Source organism: Elusimicrobiota bacterium, assembly GCA_028718185.1.
In the GTDB taxonomy this organism is placed as follows: Bacteria; Elusimicrobiota; UBA8919; order UBA8919; family UBA8919; genus JAQUMH01.
In genome coordinates this window covers 348473-368925 of the sequence record JAQUMH010000001.1, presented here as the reverse complement: position 1 = coordinate 368925, position 20453 = coordinate 348473, and the positions used below count along the sequence as shown (strand labels likewise).

The following is a 20453-nucleotide window of genomic DNA, read 5'->3' as shown; positions in this document are numbered from 1 at the left end:
ATGCTTTTGGCAGGTATTTTGCATTACTTAATAAGTAAGAAGTATATCTATTATTGCTGAAATAATATAAAAAGATAATGATAAAAAATAAAACATTTCCAGGTGGTTATAAATTCGTGAAATACGAAGGTCAGCCTGAAGGCATGGCGGAAAAATTTATAGTTCCGCCCGAAGTTCTTATTCCACTACAGCAGGGTTTTGGCAATGAAGTGATTCCATTAGTAAAAATTGGAGAATTAGTTAAAGCAGGACAGATTATAGGGATAGATAACAACACGGTATCAAGTCCCATCCACTCATCTGTTAACGGGGTAGTAGAAGAAATAAAGAAACAAAATTATTTTAAACGGGAAGTTACATTTGTAAGAATAATATCCGATAGGACAGACGGCATAGAACGTTTAGATGGATATAATTCTGACTGGTCAAAACTCGAAAAATCCAAAATAGAGGAATTACTTTATTTTTCCGGTGTATCATCTCTTGACAGGGAAGGTATGCCGACAATGTACAAAAGTTCGATAATTTCTTCGGAAGAAGTAGAAAGCATAATTGTTCACGGTGTCGGTTCAGAGCCGCACAACCTTTCACTTACAGTATTGCTTGGAGGCAAGGAGATACTGCATTTTGTGGAAGGATTAAGGATACTAAAAACAATTATGCCAAAGGCAAAGGTTCATGTTGCTTTAAGCAGATATAAAAAGAAACTTATAGAAGAGATAATGAAACTTACAGCAAGTTACGATTGGATAGAAATCCATCTTCTGGAACCGAAATACCCGCAGGGATATGATGAGGTGCTTATCCCGACTATTCTCAGAAAGAAATTCCCATACGGTTATTCAGCGGCGAGTATAGGTGTTGTGGTTTTAAACATTCAGGCGGTCCTGCAAGCATATCATGCTGTTGCGGAAGGATACCCGCTAATAGAACGTACGATTGCACTCTGTGGTTCGGGCTGGAAAGAGAATACTCATATAAAAGTCCGTGTCGGAACACCGCTTAAATATATAATTGCGGAATATTTGAAAAAGGACAGGGAATACAGGATAATATTGAATAGTCTGTTAACAGGGGTAGTGTTAAATGATTTTTCGTTACCTATAAACAGGACATTTTCACATCTAATCGCAGTTCCGGAAAATAAAGTCCGCAAGATGCTGTCTTTTATAAGACCCGGATTTAAAGAGCATTCGTATTCAGGAACTTTTGCTTCATCTCTATTTCCAATATTTAATAAGACCCTGGACACTAATATTCGTGGTGAGAAAAGACATTGCATAGCCTGTAGTTTTTGCGAAGAGGTTTGTCCGGTAAAAATTGTCCCGCATTTTCTATACAATCACATAGTAAACAATCTTATTGATGAGCGGTTAATGAATTATGGAATATTTAAATGCATAGAATGCAATCTTTGCAGCTTTGTATGTCCATCAAAGATACAACTGGCAAAATCTATTAAAGATGGTCAGGAGAAACTTATTCTAATGGGATGCGACAGTTCGCAGTGTATAATGCCATTTTTCGATTTAAAAGGTCTTAAAGAATATAAAGGGATAAAATAGCATGATTAGAAAGATTATGGATATAGGATTTAGATTTACTGAGAAAAACAAGGCTGCGTCTGCATTGAAGCCTATTCTGGTTGCTTTAGATGCATCCATTTATGGAACTGGCGATGTTACGATAGGTGCGCCGCATATTGCAGATGGTATTGATATCAAGAGATTCATGAGTGTGGTAGTTATTGCTCTTATGCCGGCGGCACTGGCGGGTGTATATTATTACGGTTTAAAAGCGGTACTGATAATAGCCGTGTCATATCTTGCCGGAGGTTTAGTTGAAGTGCTATTTGCAATAATAAGGAAAAGAGAGATAGAAGAGGGGTTTTTGGTTACCGGTCTTATCTTTGCGTTGACGCTTCCGTCCACCGTACCACTCTGGGTGGTTGCTGTGGGTATATTTTTTGGAACATTTTTCGGAAAAGAAGTATTTGGTGGTACAGGAAGGAACATATTCAATCCGGCACTTGTCGGCAGGTTGTTTATAACGATATCCTTTCCTTCGCTGACCAGCCTGCATTTTCAGGATCCGGGCATAAATGCGATTGCATCTGCAACACCTCTAATACTCTATAAGTCCTCCCACATAATTGCGAATTACTCAGATTTACTGTTGGGTAAAACAGCGGGAAGTATAGGAGAGACTTTCCGTATCGGATTGATATTTGGCGGTATATTTTTGATTTTAACAAAAATAAGCAATTGGCGGATTCCTTTTTCATATCTGGCGTCAGTTTTGATAATGTCTTTAATAGGCAGTCATTTTATTCCGGAGAAGATTGCTCCGCCGCTGTTTCAGTTATTATCCGGTGGACTGTTGTTTGGAGCATTATTTATGGCGACGGACCCTGTAACTTCTCCTTTCACTAAGGAAGGTAAATACATTTTCGGACTATTATGTGGATTACTGACAGTAATAATAAGGAGTTTTTCCGGCTACGTAGAAGGAGTAATGTTCAGCATTATATTAATGAATACATTTACTCCGTTAATAGACAGTACGATAATTGGGTTCAAGTACAGAAATTTAAGAAGATGAAAAATACTATTTTTATGATACTATTCATTCTGGTGTTGGGTGGAGTTCTTTCCACGGTGATTGTTACCGTTAATCACTTTACTGAACCGCTTATAATCAAGAACAATAATCTGATGATACAAAAGACCGTGCTGGAAGCCCAGAATATGGTTTTCCAAAAAAACGAAGTGGAAAAAATATTTTCGGATAATATAAAGGTAATAAAAAAAGGATCTGTAAATTTCTATGTCCTAAAAAATAAGGATATAGCTTTTGAATTGTCAGGTTCCGGGTTATGGGGTCCTATAAAGGCTGTAATTTCGTTATTCAGCGATCTAAAGACAATAAAGAAAATCCGGATAATTCATCAGGAAGAAACGCCCGGATTAGGCGGGGAATTAGCCAACGAAAAATATCTTCAAAAGTTCCATAATAAAACTGTTTTACCTCGGATAAATATTGTGAACAGAGTTAAGGCAGAAAAAGACAATGAAGTGGATGGGATTACGGGGGCTACTATGACGTGCAAGGCGTTTGAGAAGATACTTAACACCCAGATAAGTGAAAAGCTGTCAGTTTATAGAGGGAACTAAAATTACAATGAAATTAAAGAGGCTATATTATACAAAGACTTACCGGATTCTGCTGAATGGTTTATGGAGAGACCATCCTGTTTCGTGCAAATTGTTAGGAATGTGTCTTACTCTTGGGGTAAGCAATAAGGTTTCAAATGCGTTAGCAATAGGGTTGGGATTTACTTTTGTGCTTGTGGTAACAGCAGCCATAATATCCATGCTAAGGAATTATATTCCAAGAAATGCGCGTGTAATAATATATATGGTAATAATATCATCATTTGTAATTGTTGTGGACCGTTTCCTGATGGCATTTTATCCTTCAGTAAGTGAAACATTGGGTCCATATATAGGGTTAATAATAACCAGTTGCATACTTGTCGGACGGCTCGAAGAATTTTCTATAAAAAATCCGGTGTACTTTTCAATGCTTGATGCTTTTGCATCCGGTATAGGATTTGCATATACACTTATAATATTGGCCGTCATCAGAGAATTTCTTGGATTTGGCACAATATTGGACATTAAGGTAACTCCGGAAAACTGGACAAATTGTCTTGTTATCGGGATGGCGCCGGGAGCATTTTTCGTATTAAGCATATATTTATGGATTGTCAGGACTCTTGCAAAAGTAGACCCTGGTAAAATAGGAGTATTACATGGCTGAACTATTAACAATATTGCTGGCGGCGATATTCACGCACAATATAGCCCTTACGTACCTTTTGGGCATGTGCCCGGTTATTTCGTTATCGCAGAGTCTTAAGACATCTTTCGGTATGGGTATCTGTGTGATGATAGTAATGACACTTACATCTGCGATAAACTGGCCTATTTATAAATTAATACTTGTACCTACGCACAGTGAATATTTTTCTTTTCTTGTTTTTATCATAATAATCGCAGCGACTGTTCAGTTACTTGAAATGGTGATGGAAAAATATTTTCCTACTCTGCAATCATTGTTTGGAGTATTTCTTCCGCTTATAGCGGCGAACTCTATTGTGCTGGTGATTTCAATATTCATGGTGTTAAGGAACTATTCATATATTAAAACGATAGTTTTTTCTTTTGGTTCTGCAGTCGGATGGATGCTTGCAATTGTATCAATAGCTTCTATAAGAGCAAGATTACTATTGATCGGTGACATACCTGACGGTATAAAAGGTGGGGGTATTACATTAATAATAGCCGGTATAATGGCGCTCGCTTTTATGGGTTTTTCAGGTATCTTTGGAATAGGTTAAGAAAGTACGAATATTTGTAATAAATTCGTGAGGTTTTATAAAATTCGTGATAATTCGTGTTTCCAAACGAAGTGAGGATTAACTTGAATTTTGTTCCGCTTCTTGTAATCATGTTAATATTGTTAGTAGTATCTGTTATTCTCGCATCAGCTCAGATGCTATTGGTTAATTATGGTGACTGTAAAATAGTAATTAACAAAGAAAAAGTTTTCAATGTAAAAGGCGGGTATACCCTGATTTCGTATCTGATTTCCAGTAGAATATTCATTCCTTCGGCATGCGGTGGCAAGGCTACGTGCGGATTTTGCAAGGTAAAGGTTTTAAGTGGTGCGGGAAATCTTTTACCTACGGAAGAGGTATTCATTAATAAAAATGAGAAAGCGGAAGGAATAAGACTTGCATGTCAGGTAAAAGTAAAGAATGATATCGAAATATGGTTTCCAAAATATCTTCTTAGTACAAAAGAATATCATACGAGAGTTGAGGAAATAAAGCAGTTAACTCATGATATCAAGCAGATAACTTTATCTCTTGACCCCAAGCAAAAAGTGGAATTTAAACCCGGTCAATATATTCAGATTAAAGTGCCGGGAATTGACGAATACCGGGCATATTCAATAAGTTCTTCTCCTAAGCAGACGGATAAGATAGAGTTAATAATAAGGCATGTACCTGGTGGACTATGTTCCGGTTATGTGCATGAAGTTCTTAATACAGGAAATTATCTGGACATAAATGGTCCCTTTGGAGAATTTTATCTTCAGGAGGATTCGGAAAGAGATATTATTTTTGTTGGGGGCGGATGTGGAATGGCTCCCATAAAATCAATACTTTCAGCATTAATTGAAAAAGGTGTGGTTAGAAAAGCTGTTTACTTTTTTGGTGCAAGGTCTAAAAAAGATTTATTTTTCACTGAGGAACTGCGTGAGATAGAAAATAAATATCCTAATTTTAAGTATATTCCGGCACTTTCAGAACCAAAAGCTTCAGATAAATGGGATGGTGAAACCGGGATGATTACATATGTGATGGAGAAATGTATCGAAGATGCAAGTAATTCTGAAGCTTATTTGTGCGGACCTACTCCCATGATAGATGCGTCTATACGAGTGCTTACAAAGAAAGGTATGAACATTGGAAAAATATTTTATGACAAATTCTAAAGAAGAAATTTTGAATGAAATTAATAAGGCAAGTATTTGTTGTGTATCTACCTATTCAGGAATCAAGATTAAAAATAGGATGATGCATTTTGCTGTTTCACCCGACTTTAATTTTTATTTATCTTCTATGAAAACGGATCCCAAAACCAAACAAATACTCTTACGGTCTGAAGTTTCAATGCTTATTTATATTCCCGGAAATACATTCCCTGATGATAAAGAAATAGAACTTACTGGGTATGCACAAATGGTGAGAGAAGAGAATAAAGAGTGTGCAGTTCAACTTTTAATTAAACGTTCGCCCGTCGTTTCACAACTTTCACAATATAACAAACTTGACATGCTTGCTTTTATTAAAATTATACCTTTACAGATAAAATTTCGCCATGTAAAAGATATCTTACAAGGTATATCTCCAACAGTTATTGGATTTGAGCAAAACCAAACATCCATTTCTGATTGGGATAGGTTTAAGAAAAAAATTAATGCATGGATAACGGAAACAAGATATCCTTTTCTTTCAGTTACCGTTTTGCCGGTACTTCTTGGAACGACAATTGCATTCGTGAAAAAAAGTATTTTTAATCCTATATATTTCGTTCTTGCCCTTCTTGGTACAGTTTCTCTTCACCTTGGAACAAATATCATAAATGATTATTTTGACCATAAATCGGGTAATGATGAAATAAATAACGAATTTGTACGACCTTTTTCCGGAGGTTCAAGAATGATACAAATGGGTTTACTGACTCCTCTTGAGGTTTTAACTGGAGCATTAATGTTCTTTATTGTTGGAAGTGGCATAGGGTTATACCTTGTTTATAAATGTGGGTTGTCAGTGCTTCTTTTGGGATTAATAGGTGTTATTTCAGGATTTTTCTATACTGCACCTTTATTCAATTGGGCGAGTAAGGGTATAGGAGAATTATTAGTTGGATTAAATTTTGGTGTTTTAGTTTCATTGGGAAGTTACTATGTTCAGACCGGAACATTTTCATGGGAAGTATTCTGGGCATCTTTACCGCTTGGAATTCTGGTAACTGCAATTCTGTTGATAAATGAATTTCCTGATTATACCGCTGACAAAAAAGTAAGTAAAAATACACAAGTAGTGCGTTTGGGTAAAGAAAAATCTGCTAATATTTTTGGATATATAATGATAAGTAGTTATGTAGTTCTTGTAGCAGGAGTTATTGCCGGATATTTGCCAAAGATTATATTATTTGGATTAATTTCCCTGCCATTTGCAATTCAATCGGTAATATATGCTAAAAAATTTCATTCAAATTCATCCGATATGGCTATTGGAAATGGATTTACAATTTTGTGTTTCAATATAGTATCAGTTATCTCCATAATTTCATATCTTTGGTTGTCATTAAGAAATTTATATTTATTACCTATTTTATTTTTGGCTTCTGTTTTCATAGTTTGGAACTATAAAGCTGTAATACGGCAAAAAGAAACTTTTTTAAGATTGAAAGAAATTATATGAATAAAGAAAATAAAATCGAAGAAAAGATAAACCAATCCATCGATTTGAGATGGCTTATTAATTTGAGATGGATTGCTGTTGTTGTTGTTTTTATTGTCATTACGTTTACACGATATGTATTAGAAATAAAATTACCATTAATTCCTCTTTACACGGGTAATATCGTATTGTTTTCTTATAATATTTTATTTTTCATTTATAACCGCAAATTAGAATTTCAGAAAGGTACAGTTACCCAATATTTTAAGAAAGCTAACTACTTTGCTAAACTTCAGATATTAATGGATTTAGTTGCGCTTGCTTATTTGATTCATTTTTCCGGAGGTGTGGAAAATCCTTTTATATTTTATTTTATCTTTCATATGGTTATTGCAAGTATACTTTTATCAAATAAGGCAGCTTATTTTCAAGCTACGCTGGCTGTTGTTCTTTTAGGAGTAATTATTGCAGGAGAATATTTAAGAGTTTTACCTCATTATCACTTAGAAGGATTTTTTCCGGTTTTGTCTGTTGGGTCAGAATTATATTTAAATCCTCGTTATTTGTTAGGTATATTTTCTACTTTCATTTCCACGTTATATATAACTATCTATTTTGCAACAACTATTGTTAACAGGTTAAGAGCGGAAGAAACAGAACTTGCAGTAGTTAATAAGAAGCTTGAAGAACAAGATAAATTAAAGTCACAATATGTTCTAACGGTATCTCATGATTTACAGTCATCACTTTCAGCAATTCAAAGTTGTCTCAAAGTTGTTTTAAGTGATTTAACAGGGGCAATTTCTGAAAAGTCAAGAGAAATGATTGCTCGTTCTGAACAACGCAGTCAACATTTATTACATTTTGTAAAAGATCTTTTAGACCTTTCTAAAATGAGAGTGGATAAAGAAATAGAGAAAAAACCTGTATCTTTATCCGAAATAGTAATAAAAGTAGTTGAACAACTAAAACTGAAAGCAGAAGAAAAAGGATTAACCATATCAGTAGGAAATTTTGCTGGGAACACTTTGATTTCTGCTAATCCTGATGCTATGGAACAACTGCTGATTAATTTGACACTAAACGCCATTAAATATACTCCCTGGGGTGGTAAAGTTGCGTTACGCATTACACATTCAACATTAAATAATTCTGTACAAGTTTCTATTGAAGATACAGGTATTGGTATTCCACAAGAAGATTTATCACATATTTTCGAAGATTTCTATAGAGCAAAAAATGCTGAGCAGATGGAAAAAGATGGCACAGGACTTGGATTATCAATTGTAAAACAAATTATAAATTCTCATAGTGGAGATATTTGGGTAGAAAGTGAAGTAGGTAAAGGTAGTAAATTTTCCTTTACACTACCTAAAATTGGGAAGGTAAAATGATAGAACGAGCAAAAGTTCTTATTATTGAAGATGACCTTGATATAATTGAGGCAATGAAAGTAGTTTTAGAATCAAAAAAATATCAGGTTATTTATGCTAATGATGGAAAAGAAGGTTTTGAGAAAGCAGAATCCGAAAAACCGAATTTAATTATTTTGGATGTGATAATGCGCCATGAAACTGAAGGATTTGACGTAACCCAAAATCTGCGAAGAAACGAACGGACAAAGTACATTCCTATTTTGATGATTACATCTATAACTCAAAAAACAGGATTTCCGTTTTCCCCGGAGACAGATGGAGAATTTCTTCCCGTTGACGATTTCGTGGAAAAACCTGTTCAACCGTATGATTTGTTGAATCGCGTAGAAAAACTTCTAAAACTATCAAAAGAAAAGATAAATATTGGAGGGAGAAAAAATATTTTATGACCTTAAAGGAAATCTATAAACCAATATCTAAAGAATTATTTCAGGTTGAGAAAGAATTAATAAGTGTAGTGTCCCGACTTACCGGGACAGAAGATTCTCAACAAATCGTTAACCATTTTTTTAAAGTTCCAGGCAAACGTCTCCGACCCGCACTGGTTTTACTATCATCAAGAGCAGTTTCTCCTAATCAACTAATTAACCAATCAACTAATCAACTAATTCCATTGGCTACTGCTGTTGAGCTTATCCATAGCGCGTCTCTTATACATGATGATATAGTTGATGATGATTCTTTCCGAAGAGAGCAACCAAGCATGAATAAACAGTTTGGTAATCAAATAGCTGTATTGGCAGGTGATATGTTATATATCCGTGCTTTCTCACTTTTGTCTGATAAATTTGATAAAAAAATGCTGACAATATTATCTCATTGTGTAGAAAAAATGTGTTATGGTGAGATAAATGAATTGAGAAATAAAATATCTTCTTTAGAAGAATACTTGGAGATAATAAAAAATAAAACTGCATGTTTTATGGCTGTTTGTTGTCAGTGTGGAGCAATGATAGATGAACATAACGAAGAAGTTACATTAGCACTTAAAGAATATGGTCTAAATTTTGGGATTAGTTACCAGTTGATGGATGACTATATGGATGGTGATGCTACAATTACTTCCAAAATAAATATGCTTGAGACAGCAAGAGAATATGCCGTAAGGGCTATAAAATATTTAGAAATATTGGACAATTCCGAATATAAAGATGGTCTTAAAAATTTAGCTGAATATGTAATAAGCCCGTCGAAAAGGTCATCAACGGTCTTGATTACGCAGATTTTGAAAAATGATTACACAGATACTACCGTAGTTCCTTAATCTGTGTAATCTTGTTTTTAATAGGTGTAATCAGGGATTGTTGGTTTTTCCAACAATCTCAATACAAGGAAAACATGAACAAACAAAAATTTTATCAAGTGTCTAAATATGATTTCATTGTTGCAATAGCGATATTGGTATTTTCTTCCGGCTCACTTATGTCGTTAAAAAATATTAACATTGCTGATAAAGAAGCTATTATCTATAAAAATGGTAAATTGATTGAAAGAATTAATCTATCTCAAAAAAAAGTAATAAATATTGGCAAAATGGAAATAGAAGTTAGAGATGGGCGTATCAGAATATTGGAGTCGGATTGTCCGCATCAAATATGTAAACACTCCGGCTGGATAACAAGTCCTGCTCAGACAATAGTCTGTGTGCCAAATAAAATATTGATAGAGATAGCAGGCAGTAACAAAGATACGGATACGGAATGTAATGCCGTAAGTTATTAAGATTCGCGAATAACACATCACGAATTTTATCACGAATTATCACGGATAAATCATTGCCGTTATTCGTGTCGTGTTCGCGATGTGTGTCTTTATTTGGGGTCTCTATTCGTGATTAAGTGAGCGGAGCGAGTGATGGAAGAATACAATAAAATTAGAAAAATAGCATTTTTAGTTTCCTGCGCCTCTGTTTTGCAGATGGTTGAATATCTTTTTCCTCAACCCTTACCTGGAGTAAAATTAGGTCTGGCAAATATGATTACATTAGTAACGTTAGTTAATCTTGGATTCGGTGTTGCAGTAGAAATAGCTATATTACGAACTATTATCAGTTCTTTCATTTTAGGGACTTTTCTTTCCCCTACATTTCTTTTAAGCTTCTCATCTGCATTAATAAGCACTTTAGTTATGGGACTATTCTATAAACTCTCGACTCTCAACTCTAAACTATATCTGAGTCTTATCGGTATAAGTTTAGTTGGTGCAATTACAAATAATATGGTTCAGATAAGTATGGTTTATTTATTGCTAATAAGACATAAAGGTGTGTTTTTACTTTTACCCTGGCTTGGAATCAGTGCAGTTATAACAGGGTGGGTAACAGGATTTATTGCATCCGGTGTATGTAAAAAATTAGAAATATCAGCAATTAAAGTTAATTTACCGCAAAACACTTCAAGTAAGAATATCAGTAAGAACGTTCCATCAGTAGAAAATAGTTTTAGTATAGGGCGTTATGTAAGTATAGATTCACCTGTTCATCATGTGGCACCGTACATAAAGATTATAACAGTGTTTGTTTTAGCTTTAGTTATTTTAATTTTAAATAATTTTCTGGTTTATGTTGCAATATTAATTTTATTATTAGGTGTGCTTCATATATCAAAAATATCTTTTTTCAACTTATTATCTGATATTAAAAAAATATATTCACTTATTATTATATCTTTATTAGTTCCGGTTTTATTTAACAAAAACGGTGAAATACTGTTAAGTTTAGGTATGTTTAATATTACGAAAGAAGGGTTATTTATGGGAAGCATGTTTGTTTTTAGACTTATACTTATGATGACAAGTGCTTTTTTATTGATTAAGACAACTTCACCTAACGAATTAACTAATGATTTAAAAAAGATATTAAGTCCGTTAAGAATAATAGGTATTTCAGGAGATAGAATGGCAGAAATAATAACATTATCATTGGTATCTATCCCTGTTTTAATGGAAAAATCGCGCTCTTTTATAAAAGAACAGAAATTTAACAAGAAAACGTTTAAGGATTTTTTCCCGACAATAGTCGGTTTAATTGTTGTTTTATATCAGCAAAGTGATGAAGAACTAATTTGATGGAAAAAAAAGGAGGTGGTGAAACGTTGGAAATTAGGTTGTACTAGAAAGGAGGAATCAAAATAATGAAAAGATTGAACTTAATGTTATTGTCAGTTGGGTTGATGGTGGGTTTAGGAATTAATCATGCCGGGGCTGTTGCGAATATTGGTGGAACGTTGGATATAAATTATCCAGTGACACTATCTGGTGGTGAGCCTCAAGAGGGTTTCAGTAGTATCTGGGTACATGAGCTTGATGATAGAGATTTTATGCTCACACACTTTCATCCGATAATTAGTGCGGATATTTCGGATAAAGTAAAGGCAGAATCTATGATATGCATTGTTGAAGCTCATCCAGCCACGGTTTGGAACGCTTTTGTTGATTATACCCCATATCTGTCGAAAAAATCAGATGATAATCCGGTCACTATTCGCATCGGAAGATTTTTTGTGCCATTTGGGTATTTCAATGAAAATTATGCCAATCCGGTTGACCTTAAGACTATTTCCCGTCCTTTGATGTATGTTGACCACGATCAGGAAGATATGCAACTTAATGGTGGTCCGCAACCGATTTTTATGACACCATACTTTGATACCGGAATATTGCTTTTTGGAATTAAATCTTTGAGAGAGAAAGATCAACTATGGTACGGAGTATATATGGTAAATGGAATGCATTACGAAGAGGATCATTTTGATGCCCCTGAGATGAGTAGACTAAACGTGGAGTGGGAAACCGAGGTACCTCCACATGACGATCTTAGTAAGAATAAACAGGTTGGGACAAGAATTACCTACTCTATGGCTGATATTTTTACTGTTGGGGCTTCTTACTTTACCGGTAAATATGATGAAAAAAGCCAATTATCCAATACAGTCTCCGGAGCGGACCTTTATGTTCCATTGAGTAAAGCTAACCTGCGGTTTGAGTATGCTCAAAATCCTATTGAGTGGATTGATAGTGTTCCTGGAATGACAAGCCCGGAAGATTTTTATACACTCGGAACCAAAAAGAAATATACAAAAAAAGGTTGGTATACCCAATTTGACTTCCCGTTTGATTTGATATTCAAAGAGTCGGAGGCGGCAAAGAAATTTGAGTTTGCAGCTATGTACAGTGTGCTTGAAGGCGCAAGGACAAAAGTTGATGATATGCATACCTTCGATAAAATGTCTCGTATAGCAACAGCTATAACTTTTATGCCGGATCTGTCATTAAAATATAAAATTGAGTATCAATACACCCCGCTTTCAGGATATAACGCTACTTCTACTAATGTAGCCACATATGGTGATAAAATTGAGAATCTTTCAAGAATTCAGATGAGTGCCGGAATGAGTTTCTAAGACAAATGAAGAGAATAAGAAAATAAAACAAAGGAGGTGAAAGAAGTTTAGTGTAGTAAAAAAGCTTGTATCAAAATAATACAAGTGAAAAAAAATAAAAGGAGGGGAAAGATGTCAAGAAAATTTTTGTTTTTAACAGCGATTTGCTGTTTGATGGTTGGTTTAGTTCCTTCGCTCCAAGCAGGCGAAGGAAAAATCGGCGGGGATCTAAAGTTTTATCTTTATGATGTATCTTCCGGGAAAAGCAATGATGTTAAGAGAAACCAGATTTCTCAATTCGGGTTCAGTAGTTTATATATTTTTATCAGCCGGGAATTGACGGATAAACTCTCGCTTGATATAGAGCCGAAAATAAGTGCATCTACCAGTGCTACGCCTAAATTGGGAACAGCGATAGGTTCACAATTGAAAGATCCGACTGCCGGTATTACACCAAGTATTGGTTTTGTCAGAGCACAGATAACTGCGAAGTTACCTTATCAAGTAGAACTAACAGCTGGTATTTTAAGGCCCATATTTACCGAGGATTACGGTGCGCAATTATTTTATGGAGAAGAATACCATGCCAACTATGCAAGTGCTAACGGTTATTTAGGTTCATCTGATGAAGGTGGAATTGAACTTTATAAGAACTTTGAATTAAAAGATTTCGGGTTAGGAGCGGTTTCTCTTCCCGCTTATCTTTATATTGTTAATGGTGGCGCTACATATGGTGATAATAACAATAACAAAGGAATAATGGTTCATGTTGCTCCTGAAATAGGTAACTTCAAAATTATGGGTTCTTTTTTTACTTATAAATGGGATGCGGCTGATAAATATGATGTGAACAGATGGTCAGGCGGACTTGGTTTTGAAAAAGGAAAGTTTATGTTTAGAAGTGAATATATGGGAGGCATCTGGGAAAATAAAGAACTTTATGATAACACTGTTAAAACCGACCTTTCAAAAGGATACGGTGACCTTAAGCCGTGGGGTTACTATGCAAAAGTTGCGTATAGAATTTATCCATGGGTGCGGATATTGTTGAGTTATGCACAATATGATTATAATTTTACCAGTGCTGACAAAACAATAGCAGGAACAACTTCTTCTAAACAGACCAAGGTAGGTGAAACATATAGTAACATATCGCCGATACTTAATTTTTACGCTTCTCCGGAGTCAATTGTATTTCTTCAGACAAACTTTACTAACAACAAAAGAGATGATGATTCTGCGAAACTTAAGTATAGCCGTGTAGTTCTTGGTTGGAGGACAACTTTCTAATTTAATATTAGAAAATAAAATTGTGTAAGGCGGGGATTTAGTTCCCGCCTTACACAGATTTGTAGTGCGGAGATATCTAAATGAAAATCAAAAGATTAACATATGGTATTTTAGGTACATTTATTGTGTTTTTTGCGTTAGTTTTTCTTTGGAAGAATTTTTTTAATAAAGAAAAGATACAAAAACAAACACGTTTTCTGATGGATACTTACTGTGCTATACAGGTTCCGGGAAATACGGAGGTACTTAAAATTATTGATAAGGCACTTGATAGGATAGAAGAAATTGACAGGAAATTTAATGCGTTAAATCCTAAAAGTCCTATTTATGAATTTAATAATAACGATGTTCCTATTTCAGACCCCGAAATAGTTGGTTTAATAAAGATATGCCAGCAGGTTAGCGAACAAAGCAATGGTAGTTTTGATATTACGGTATATCCTCTGGTAAAGTTATGGGGTTTTTACGATAAAGATATGCATGTACCTGCAGCAAAAGATATTGCCGAATGTTTAAAGAAAATAGGGTATAAAAATCTTTTAATAAAAGATGGTAAGTTAATAAAAATTAAAAAATATATTAAAATTGATCTTGGAGCAATTGCAAAAGGTTATGCAGTGGAGGAAGCACTTAAAGTGCTTAAAAATGCAGGGGTAAAATCGGCGTTAATAGATGCAGGAGGTGATATTTATGCGATAGGTAAATTGAAAGATAAGCCGTGGAAAGTAGGAGTTAGGAACCCTAGGGGCGAAGGTGTTATGGGTATTCTTGAAGTGTCGGAGTTATCTATGGCTACCTCCGGTGATTATGAAAGGTTCTTTGAAAAAGACGGTGTAAGATATCACCACATACTTGACCCTAAAACCGGTTATCCTGCAAGAGGATTAATGAGTGTTACTGTAATTTCTCCTAATCCGACATTAGCGGATGCATGGTCAACAGCGCTTTTTGTAATAGGTGAAAAAGGAATGGATATTGTGGAAAAAACATCTATAGCAGAAGCAATAATGGTGACCACGGAGAATAAAATTCTGTATTCATCCGGTCTGAAAGAAAATCTTAAGATTATAAAAAAATAAGGAGGAAATTTAAAATGAAGATTAAAATAATAGTAATAACAATATTGTTTTTTAGCATTGTTGCAATTTCTAAAAATTGTTTTTCATTGGAACTTCTTAATCAGGAGCAGGCGTTAAAAGAAATGTTTCCGGGTGCGGACAAAATAGAAACCGAAAACCATGTATTAACTTCTGATGAAATAAGCAGTATCAAGAAAAGTTTGGGCGGTGAGTTAGTCCATTCTTCAAAAGGACATAGTATTGGAGGAAGCGTAAAAGAGAAAACAGAATATGATTTTTATTATTGTATTAAGAAAGGACAAAAAACAGGAGTGGCGATAATTGAAGAACAACCGGGAAAATGGGGTCCTGTGAAGTATATTATAGCATTAGATCCGTCTAACGGAAAGGTTAAAAACTTGGCAGTAATGTCATATTCAGAAAAAAGAGGTCGTCCTATTGCCCGTCATAGTTTTTTAGATCAGTTTGTAGGTAAGGATAGCAATGACACTTGTATAATTGGAAAAGATATACGGGCTATTAGTGGAGCAACAATATCTTCCGAAGCGACATGTTTTGCTGTTAGGAAAGTAACTTTACTTTACGGGAAAGTTATTCTAAAAAAATAACAGTAAATATTTCCCTGAATTAGGGGGTTTAAATATATGGAAAAACTATTTGAGAAGAAATTTTCTAAAAAGGAATTTCTTAAAATAGCAGGTACAGGTATTGCTCTGGCAACATTGGAAAGTTTATTGGTTAAAGTTCATGCCGAAGATGTTATGCCTGAACTTGGGACAAAAAAGTATGCTATGGTCATTGACCTGCGAAGATGTATAGGGTGTGAATCTTGCACGGTTGCTTGCAAGGTAGAGAACAATACGCCGGTCGACTATTCAGGTAAAACAGGAAGAAAAATTTTCTGGAATGAAGTATTATTTAAAGAAGAAAAGAATTATCCGTTTACTAAAAGAAATTTTTGGCCAAGACCATGTTTTCACTGTGAACACCCTACTTGTGTAAAGGTTTGTCCTACAGGGGCATCTTATAAGAACGAAGACGGTATTGTACTCGTTGACCATGAGGTTTGTATAGGTTGCCGTTATTGTGCCGTTGCATGTCCTTATGGGGCGAGATATTTTAATTGGTCAAAACCGCACTGGCCTAAAGAAAGAGAAGGTACATTTAATCCGGAAGTGGAAATGAGATATACAGGTATTGTGGAAAAATGTACATTTTGTCTTCATCGCATTAATAAGGTTGTTGAACAGGCGGATAAAGAACGTCGCGATCCGAAGGACGAAGAATTTGTTCATCTTCCCGCTTGTGCCCAGACCTGTATGAGTAAAGCAAGATATTTTGGTGATTTAAATGATCCTGAAAGTAAAGTTTCAAAATTGGTGAGAAGCGGTCGTGCATATCGCTTGGAAGAACAACTGGGTAATGAACCAAAAGTATTTTATCTTAAAGAAGCATAAAATTATTTTTGGGAGGTAAATATTGTGGAAAAAATATCAACAAAAGTAAAAATTGTAAGTGTATTAATGTTAATATCTATCGGGTGGATGTTATTTGCCTATATTCACCAGTTGACTTATGGTTTAGGTGTAACCGGAATGAATAAACCGGTTTTCTGGGGATTATACATAGTTAATTTTGTGTTTTTTATTGGTGTTAGTGCCGGAGGAATTGCCGTAGCATCACTTTGTCATCTTGCCGGTATGGAAAAATACAAACCTATCGGACGAATTACAGAAGTAGTAGCGATTATAAGTTTAGTCCTTGCTATTGTTACTATTGTTCTTGATCTCGGGCGAGCTGACCGGTTACTTAATGTTATTCTTTACCCTCAAATCACTTCTCCGTTGACCTGGGATGTAGCAGTAATCAATATTTATCTTGTACTTTGTTTGGCGCTTCTCATATCCGACATTGTTGGTTTTCATAAACTAACCAAAATATTTGCTTACATTTCCGTTCCGACATTTGTACTTGTGCATTCTGTTACTGCCTGGATTTTTGGTTTGATGAAATCGCAGCCGGGCTGGCATACAACTATTTTGGCTCCGTTGTTTATTATTTCGGCATTAGTATCCGGTTTGGGTTTGATTGTCCTGGCATTAATATTTTCCCGTACAATTTTAGGTTTTAATATAGAGGATGATATAATTATCAGTTTAGGAAAATATCTTAAATTTCTTTTACCCCTTTTATTCTATTTTCTTTTTTCTGAGATTATAACCGGTTTATATGCTCAGGTACCGGAACATTTAGTTATTATTAAGGAACTACTTACCGGAAAGTTTGCCAAAATTTTCTGGTTAGATATAGGAGTCGGGATTGTATTGCCTTTTATTTTGATAATATCTCCCTTAGGTAAAGCGGTATTTGGGGTAGGAATAGTTTCTTTAATGTGCTTTTTGGGTGTTTTTGCTGAGAGAACCAACATAATTCTACCGAGTTTTTACCATACTTTTTTACCTTATTTTGCTGCTTATTCTCCTACATGGGTAGAATGGTCGTTAATTGCCGGTACATATGCTTTAGGAATATTTTTATTTATCATCGCTTTTCAAATTATACCTTTGAGAGTGCGGAGTAAATAGCTTTTGTTAAAAAAAGCACAAAAACTATGATTACATAGATTAAAAGTGAGATTACACAAATTAAATGTCAGTGATGTATCTGTGTAATAGGTTTTCAAAATTCCTGTCCCGACGTTACGTCGGGATGGATGTAATCAGTGGCTGTTGAGGGTTTTTTCAACAGACACTAATTAGGAGGTTAAAACTGTGAAACTAACAAGAAGAAAATTTTTAGGTATTGCCGGAATAGTAACAGGAACGTTAGTTTTTGGTAAAAAACTTGTTTCCGCATTGAAAAAAGAAAAAGAACCTGCTGAGCAGGACCAAATTGGCAAAGAGGAATGGATACCATCCTGTTGCAATATGTGTGGCGGACAATCCGGTATTCTTGTTAGAACTATTGATGGCAAAGTAGTAAAAATTGAACCAAACCCGCATAACCCAATTAATTTTTCTAACAATTCCGAAGATTTTTTTAAGAACCATCTAATAGAAGGCGGATTAATTTGTCCTAAGGGTAATGCCGGAATAGCTACTTTGTATGACCCTGACAGAGTGAAAACACCGTTGAAGAGAACTAATCCCAATAAAGGTATAGGAGTTGACCCAAAGTGGAAAGAAATTTCCTGGGATGAAGCATATAAGGAGATAGTATCACGACTAAAAAAACTTCGGAATAATGGTGAAGCACATAAACTTTTATGGTTTTCTGAAAACCATTCATTTAAACATATTCAAGATGATTTTTGTAAATTATATGGCACACCTAATTATTCAGTGGATTCCAATCTGTATGATACTGCAAGAAAATCCAGTTTCAAAGTAATGATGGGAGATGAAAGACCATTATGTGATTTCATTAATTCAAAATACATTCTGCTCTTTGGCTGGAATCCGCTTTCATCGTTCAATTGGGCCCATTTAGGTAGAATCATTCCAAGAGCAATAGAAAAAGGAGCGAAACTTGTTGTTGTTGATCCAAATTTAAGCGGGACTGCAACAAAAGCACAGGAATGGATACCGATAAGACCATCTACTGACGGAGCTATGGCTTTGGCAATGGGCAATGTGATAATCAGTAAAAAACTTTATGATGAAGAATTTGTTAAAGAGTGGACAACGGGTTTCGAAGAATATGCTAAGTATGTTAAAAATAAAACACCTGAATGGGCTGAGAAAATAACTTCCGTTCCGGCAAAGACAATTGAACGGATTGCAATCGAGTTTGCAACTACTAAACCTGCAATAGTTGATGTATGGTCCGGGATAGGACAACACTCAAATCAGTTTTATAGCGGATGGGCAATCGGATTATTGGCTGCACTTGTCGGACAAATCGAAAAGCCGGGCACTTTGATTATCCCCGACAGGAAAGGGAATAAACATATTGAAACTTATCCTGATGATACTTCAGAGAAAACATTGAAGGAAAAGCGGATGGATTATGGTAAAGATAAATATCCATATTTCCATAAATCAGGTGTATACACTGAAATCTTCAAAAATATTGCAGAAGGGAAAGGTCCATACCAACCAAAAATAGCAATGATAATTTTTCAAAATCCATTGATGTCAGTTCCTGGAACCGAGACAGTTTCTAAAGCATTATCTAAACTTGAGTTCGTAGTAGTCAATGATATTCTTTTGTCAGAAACAGCTCAATTCGCCGATATTGTTATTCCGGGAACGACATATTTTGAAAGATACGACTTAAATACGCATTGGGTAACATGGCCCGCAGTCGGACTTAGACAGCCCGTAGTAAAACCGGTTTTTAATCAGCCGACAGAATATGAGTTTGTTTGTGAACTTGGTCGTCAGTTAGGACTTAAGGAAAAAGACGGAAAGGAATTTTTCTGGGTTGGTAAAATGTCAGGGAATCGAATTGCCAATAAAACCAAATGGTATGAAGAGTCACTTTCCAGGGAATTAAAAGAAGGTGAGCCCAAAATTACTTTAGAAGAATTAAAAAAACTACCCGGCGCAGTTTGGGTTAGTAGTAAAGGCACCGAATACGATAAATATAAAAAACCCATTCCTGAAAATAAATTAAAGGATACAATTACTGAAGGACTAATTATATACAGTGTCAAGGATGGAAAAAAAGACAGACAGATTGGATTCTTAAAAGATGGTATACCAACAAGAGGATTTTTAACTCCAACAGGAAAAATACATTTTTATGCAGAGAAACATAAAGATAAAAGAGATGCCAACGGCAAATCACTTTATCAATTATCTGTATATATTCCCCGGGCTTGGCAACCTGATGAAAAATATCCATTGTATTTAATCAATTGGGGAGAAGCATCACATACACATACAAGGACACAAAATAATGCTTATCTTGCGGAATTAAAATCAGAAAATCCACTTAGGATAAATATTGATACAGCAAAAAAATTAGGAATAAGAGATGGAGATATTGTTTGGATAGAATCTCTTTACGGTAAAGTCAAAGCCAAAACAAAAACAACTGAAGGAATGCATCCCGAAGTTGTCGGATTACAGTATGGATTCGGTCACTGGGCATTGGGCGAAATAGCGAAAGGTCGTGGTACAAGTGATGCTTCACTAAGACCCACTGCCTCCTGCCCTATTTCAGGTCAGGCATTACATAAAGAATGTTGTGTAAAGATTTATAAAATATAAGTATAAATAGATGT

19 protein-coding genes are annotated in these 20453 nt (G+C 35.0%); all 19 read left to right on the top strand.

All coding sequences use genetic code 11. The annotated features are described in order from the left end of the window. Positions 1-77 precede the first annotated feature (77 nt). The 19 genes from PHE88_01805 (at position 78) to PHE88_01715 (ending at position 20439) form a co-directional block, all read left to right on the top strand. The gene (locus tag PHE88_01805) at positions 78-1565 is read left to right on the top strand and encodes a 4Fe-4S dicluster domain-containing protein (protein ID MDD5686551.1); all 1488 of its coding nucleotides are present in this window, start codon (positions 78-80) and stop codon (positions 1563-1565) included. Position 1566: 1 nt separating this feature from the next. Beyond that, complete coding sequence (locus PHE88_01800; GenBank protein ID MDD5686550.1) at positions 1567-2601, top strand: RnfABCDGE type electron transport complex subunit D; 1035 nt, start codon at positions 1567-1569, stop codon at positions 2599-2601. After that, positions 2598-3173, top strand: a complete 576-nt coding sequence (locus PHE88_01795) for an FMN-binding protein (protein ID MDD5686549.1) — start codon at positions 2598-2600, stop codon at positions 3171-3173. Before PHE88_01800 ends, PHE88_01795 begins: the two co-directional genes overlap by 4 nt. 7 nt (positions 3174-3180) lie before the next feature. Then, positions 3181-3822, top strand: coding sequence for an Rnf-Nqr domain containing protein (locus tag PHE88_01790; protein MDD5686548.1), 642 nt, complete (start codon positions 3181-3183; stop codon positions 3820-3822). Further along, positions 3815-4402 (top strand): Rnf-Nqr domain containing protein, encoded by a 588-nt coding sequence (locus PHE88_01785; protein ID MDD5686547.1) that lies wholly within the window; start codon positions 3815-3817, stop codon positions 4400-4402. Before PHE88_01790 ends, PHE88_01785 begins: the two co-directional genes overlap by 8 nt. 110 nt (positions 4403-4512) lie before the next feature. Beyond that, on the top strand, positions 4513-5565 hold the full coding sequence (locus tag PHE88_01780) for a 2Fe-2S iron-sulfur cluster binding domain-containing protein (GenBank protein MDD5686546.1): 1053 nt from the start codon (positions 4513-4515) through the stop codon (positions 5563-5565). Further along, positions 5552-7060, top strand: coding sequence for a 1,4-dihydroxy-2-naphthoate octaprenyltransferase (menA, locus tag PHE88_01775; protein MDD5686545.1), 1509 nt, complete (start codon positions 5552-5554; stop codon positions 7058-7060). Before PHE88_01780 ends, menA begins: the two co-directional genes overlap by 14 nt. Continuing rightward, positions 7057-8433: a HAMP domain-containing sensor histidine kinase gene (locus PHE88_01770; GenBank protein ID MDD5686544.1), complete on the top strand. Its 1377-nt coding sequence runs from the start codon at positions 7057-7059 to the stop codon at positions 8431-8433. Before menA ends, PHE88_01770 begins: the two co-directional genes overlap by 4 nt. Continuing rightward, on the top strand, positions 8430-8864 hold the full coding sequence (locus PHE88_01765) for a response regulator (GenBank protein ID MDD5686543.1): 435 nt from the start codon (positions 8430-8432) through the stop codon (positions 8862-8864). Before PHE88_01770 ends, PHE88_01765 begins: the two co-directional genes overlap by 4 nt. Beyond that, a complete protein-coding gene (locus PHE88_01760) occupies positions 8861-9739 on the top strand; it encodes a polyprenyl synthetase family protein (protein MDD5686542.1) in 879 nt (292 codons plus the stop codon). Before PHE88_01765 ends, PHE88_01760 begins: the two co-directional genes overlap by 4 nt. A gap of 74 nt (positions 9740-9813) precedes the next feature. Beyond that, on the top strand, positions 9814-10197 hold the full coding sequence (locus PHE88_01755; protein ID MDD5686541.1) for a NusG domain II-containing protein: 384 nt from the start codon (positions 9814-9816) through the stop codon (positions 10195-10197). A gap of 132 nt (positions 10198-10329) precedes the next feature. Next, positions 10330-11541, top strand: a complete 1212-nt coding sequence (locus PHE88_01750; protein ID MDD5686540.1) for a Gx transporter family protein — start codon at positions 10330-10332, stop codon at positions 11539-11541. Between the two features lie 65 nt (positions 11542-11606). Next, positions 11607-12875 carry a hypothetical protein gene (locus PHE88_01745; GenBank protein MDD5686539.1) on the top strand — a complete coding sequence of 423 codons (1269 nt, stop codon included), beginning with the start codon at positions 11607-11609 and terminating at the stop codon, positions 12873-12875. A 111-nt stretch (positions 12876-12986) separates the two neighbouring features. Continuing rightward, complete coding sequence (locus PHE88_01740) at positions 12987-14144, top strand: hypothetical protein (GenBank protein ID MDD5686538.1); 1158 nt, start codon at positions 12987-12989, stop codon at positions 14142-14144. A gap of 80 nt (positions 14145-14224) precedes the next feature. Next, complete coding sequence (locus PHE88_01735) at positions 14225-15223, top strand: FAD:protein FMN transferase (protein MDD5686537.1); 999 nt, start codon at positions 14225-14227, stop codon at positions 15221-15223. A gap of 14 nt (positions 15224-15237) precedes the next feature. Continuing rightward, positions 15238-15831 carry an FMN-binding protein gene (locus tag PHE88_01730; GenBank protein MDD5686536.1) on the top strand — a complete coding sequence of 198 codons (594 nt, stop codon included), beginning with the start codon at positions 15238-15240 and terminating at the stop codon, positions 15829-15831. 36 nt (positions 15832-15867) lie between these two features. Continuing rightward, complete coding sequence (locus tag PHE88_01725) at positions 15868-16680, top strand: 4Fe-4S dicluster domain-containing protein (GenBank protein MDD5686535.1); 813 nt, start codon at positions 15868-15870, stop codon at positions 16678-16680. A 24-nt stretch (positions 16681-16704) separates the two neighbouring features. Beyond that, the gene (gene nrfD, locus PHE88_01720; protein MDD5686534.1) at positions 16705-17808 is read left to right on the top strand and encodes a polysulfide reductase NrfD; all 1104 of its coding nucleotides are present in this window, start codon (positions 16705-16707) and stop codon (positions 17806-17808) included. Positions 17809-17994: 186 nt separating this feature from the next. Beyond that, the gene (locus tag PHE88_01715) at positions 17995-20439 is read left to right on the top strand and encodes a molybdopterin-dependent oxidoreductase (GenBank protein MDD5686533.1); all 2445 of its coding nucleotides are present in this window, start codon (positions 17995-17997) and stop codon (positions 20437-20439) included. Positions 20440-20453 lie beyond the last annotated feature (14 nt).

Bases quoted from the DNA above. Each gene is read 5' to 3' on its own strand.
- PHE88_01785 (MDD5686547.1), top strand. From the start codon at position 3,815: ATGGCTGAACTATTAACAATATTGCTGGCGGCGATATTCACGCACAAT.
- PHE88_01735 (MDD5686537.1), top strand. From the start codon at position 14,225: ATGAAAATCAAAAGATTAACATATGGTATTTTAGGTACATTTATTGTG.
- menA (MDD5686545.1), top strand. From the start codon at position 5,552: ATGACAAATTCTAAAGAAGAAATTTTGAATGAAATTAATAAGGCAAGT.
- PHE88_01805 (MDD5686551.1), top strand. From the start codon at position 78: ATGATAAAAAATAAAACATTTCCAGGTGGTTATAAATTCGTGAAATAC.
- PHE88_01730 (MDD5686536.1), top strand. From the start codon at position 15,238: ATGAAGATTAAAATAATAGTAATAACAATATTGTTTTTTAGCATTGTT.
- PHE88_01745 (MDD5686539.1), top strand. From the start codon at position 11,607: ATGAAAAGATTGAACTTAATGTTATTGTCAGTTGGGTTGATGGTGGGT.
- PHE88_01725 (MDD5686535.1), top strand. From the start codon at position 15,868: ATGGAAAAACTATTTGAGAAGAAATTTTCTAAAAAGGAATTTCTTAAA.
- PHE88_01750 (MDD5686540.1), top strand. From the start codon at position 10,330: ATGGAAGAATACAATAAAATTAGAAAAATAGCATTTTTAGTTTCCTGC.
- PHE88_01780 (MDD5686546.1), top strand. From the start codon at position 4,513: ATGTTAATATTGTTAGTAGTATCTGTTATTCTCGCATCAGCTCAGATG.
- PHE88_01770 (MDD5686544.1), top strand. From the start codon at position 7,057: ATGAATAAAGAAAATAAAATCGAAGAAAAGATAAACCAATCCATCGAT.
- PHE88_01800 (MDD5686550.1), top strand. From the start codon at position 1,567: ATGATTAGAAAGATTATGGATATAGGATTTAGATTTACTGAGAAAAAC.
- PHE88_01765 (MDD5686543.1), top strand. From the start codon at position 8,430: ATGATAGAACGAGCAAAAGTTCTTATTATTGAAGATGACCTTGATATA.
- PHE88_01760 (MDD5686542.1), top strand. From the start codon at position 8,861: ATGACCTTAAAGGAAATCTATAAACCAATATCTAAAGAATTATTTCAG.
- PHE88_01755 (MDD5686541.1), top strand. From the start codon at position 9,814: ATGAACAAACAAAAATTTTATCAAGTGTCTAAATATGATTTCATTGTT.
- PHE88_01795 (MDD5686549.1), top strand. From the start codon at position 2,598: ATGAAAAATACTATTTTTATGATACTATTCATTCTGGTGTTGGGTGGA.
- PHE88_01740 (MDD5686538.1), top strand. From the start codon at position 12,987: ATGTCAAGAAAATTTTTGTTTTTAACAGCGATTTGCTGTTTGATGGTT.
- PHE88_01790 (MDD5686548.1), top strand. From the start codon at position 3,181: ATGAAATTAAAGAGGCTATATTATACAAAGACTTACCGGATTCTGCTG.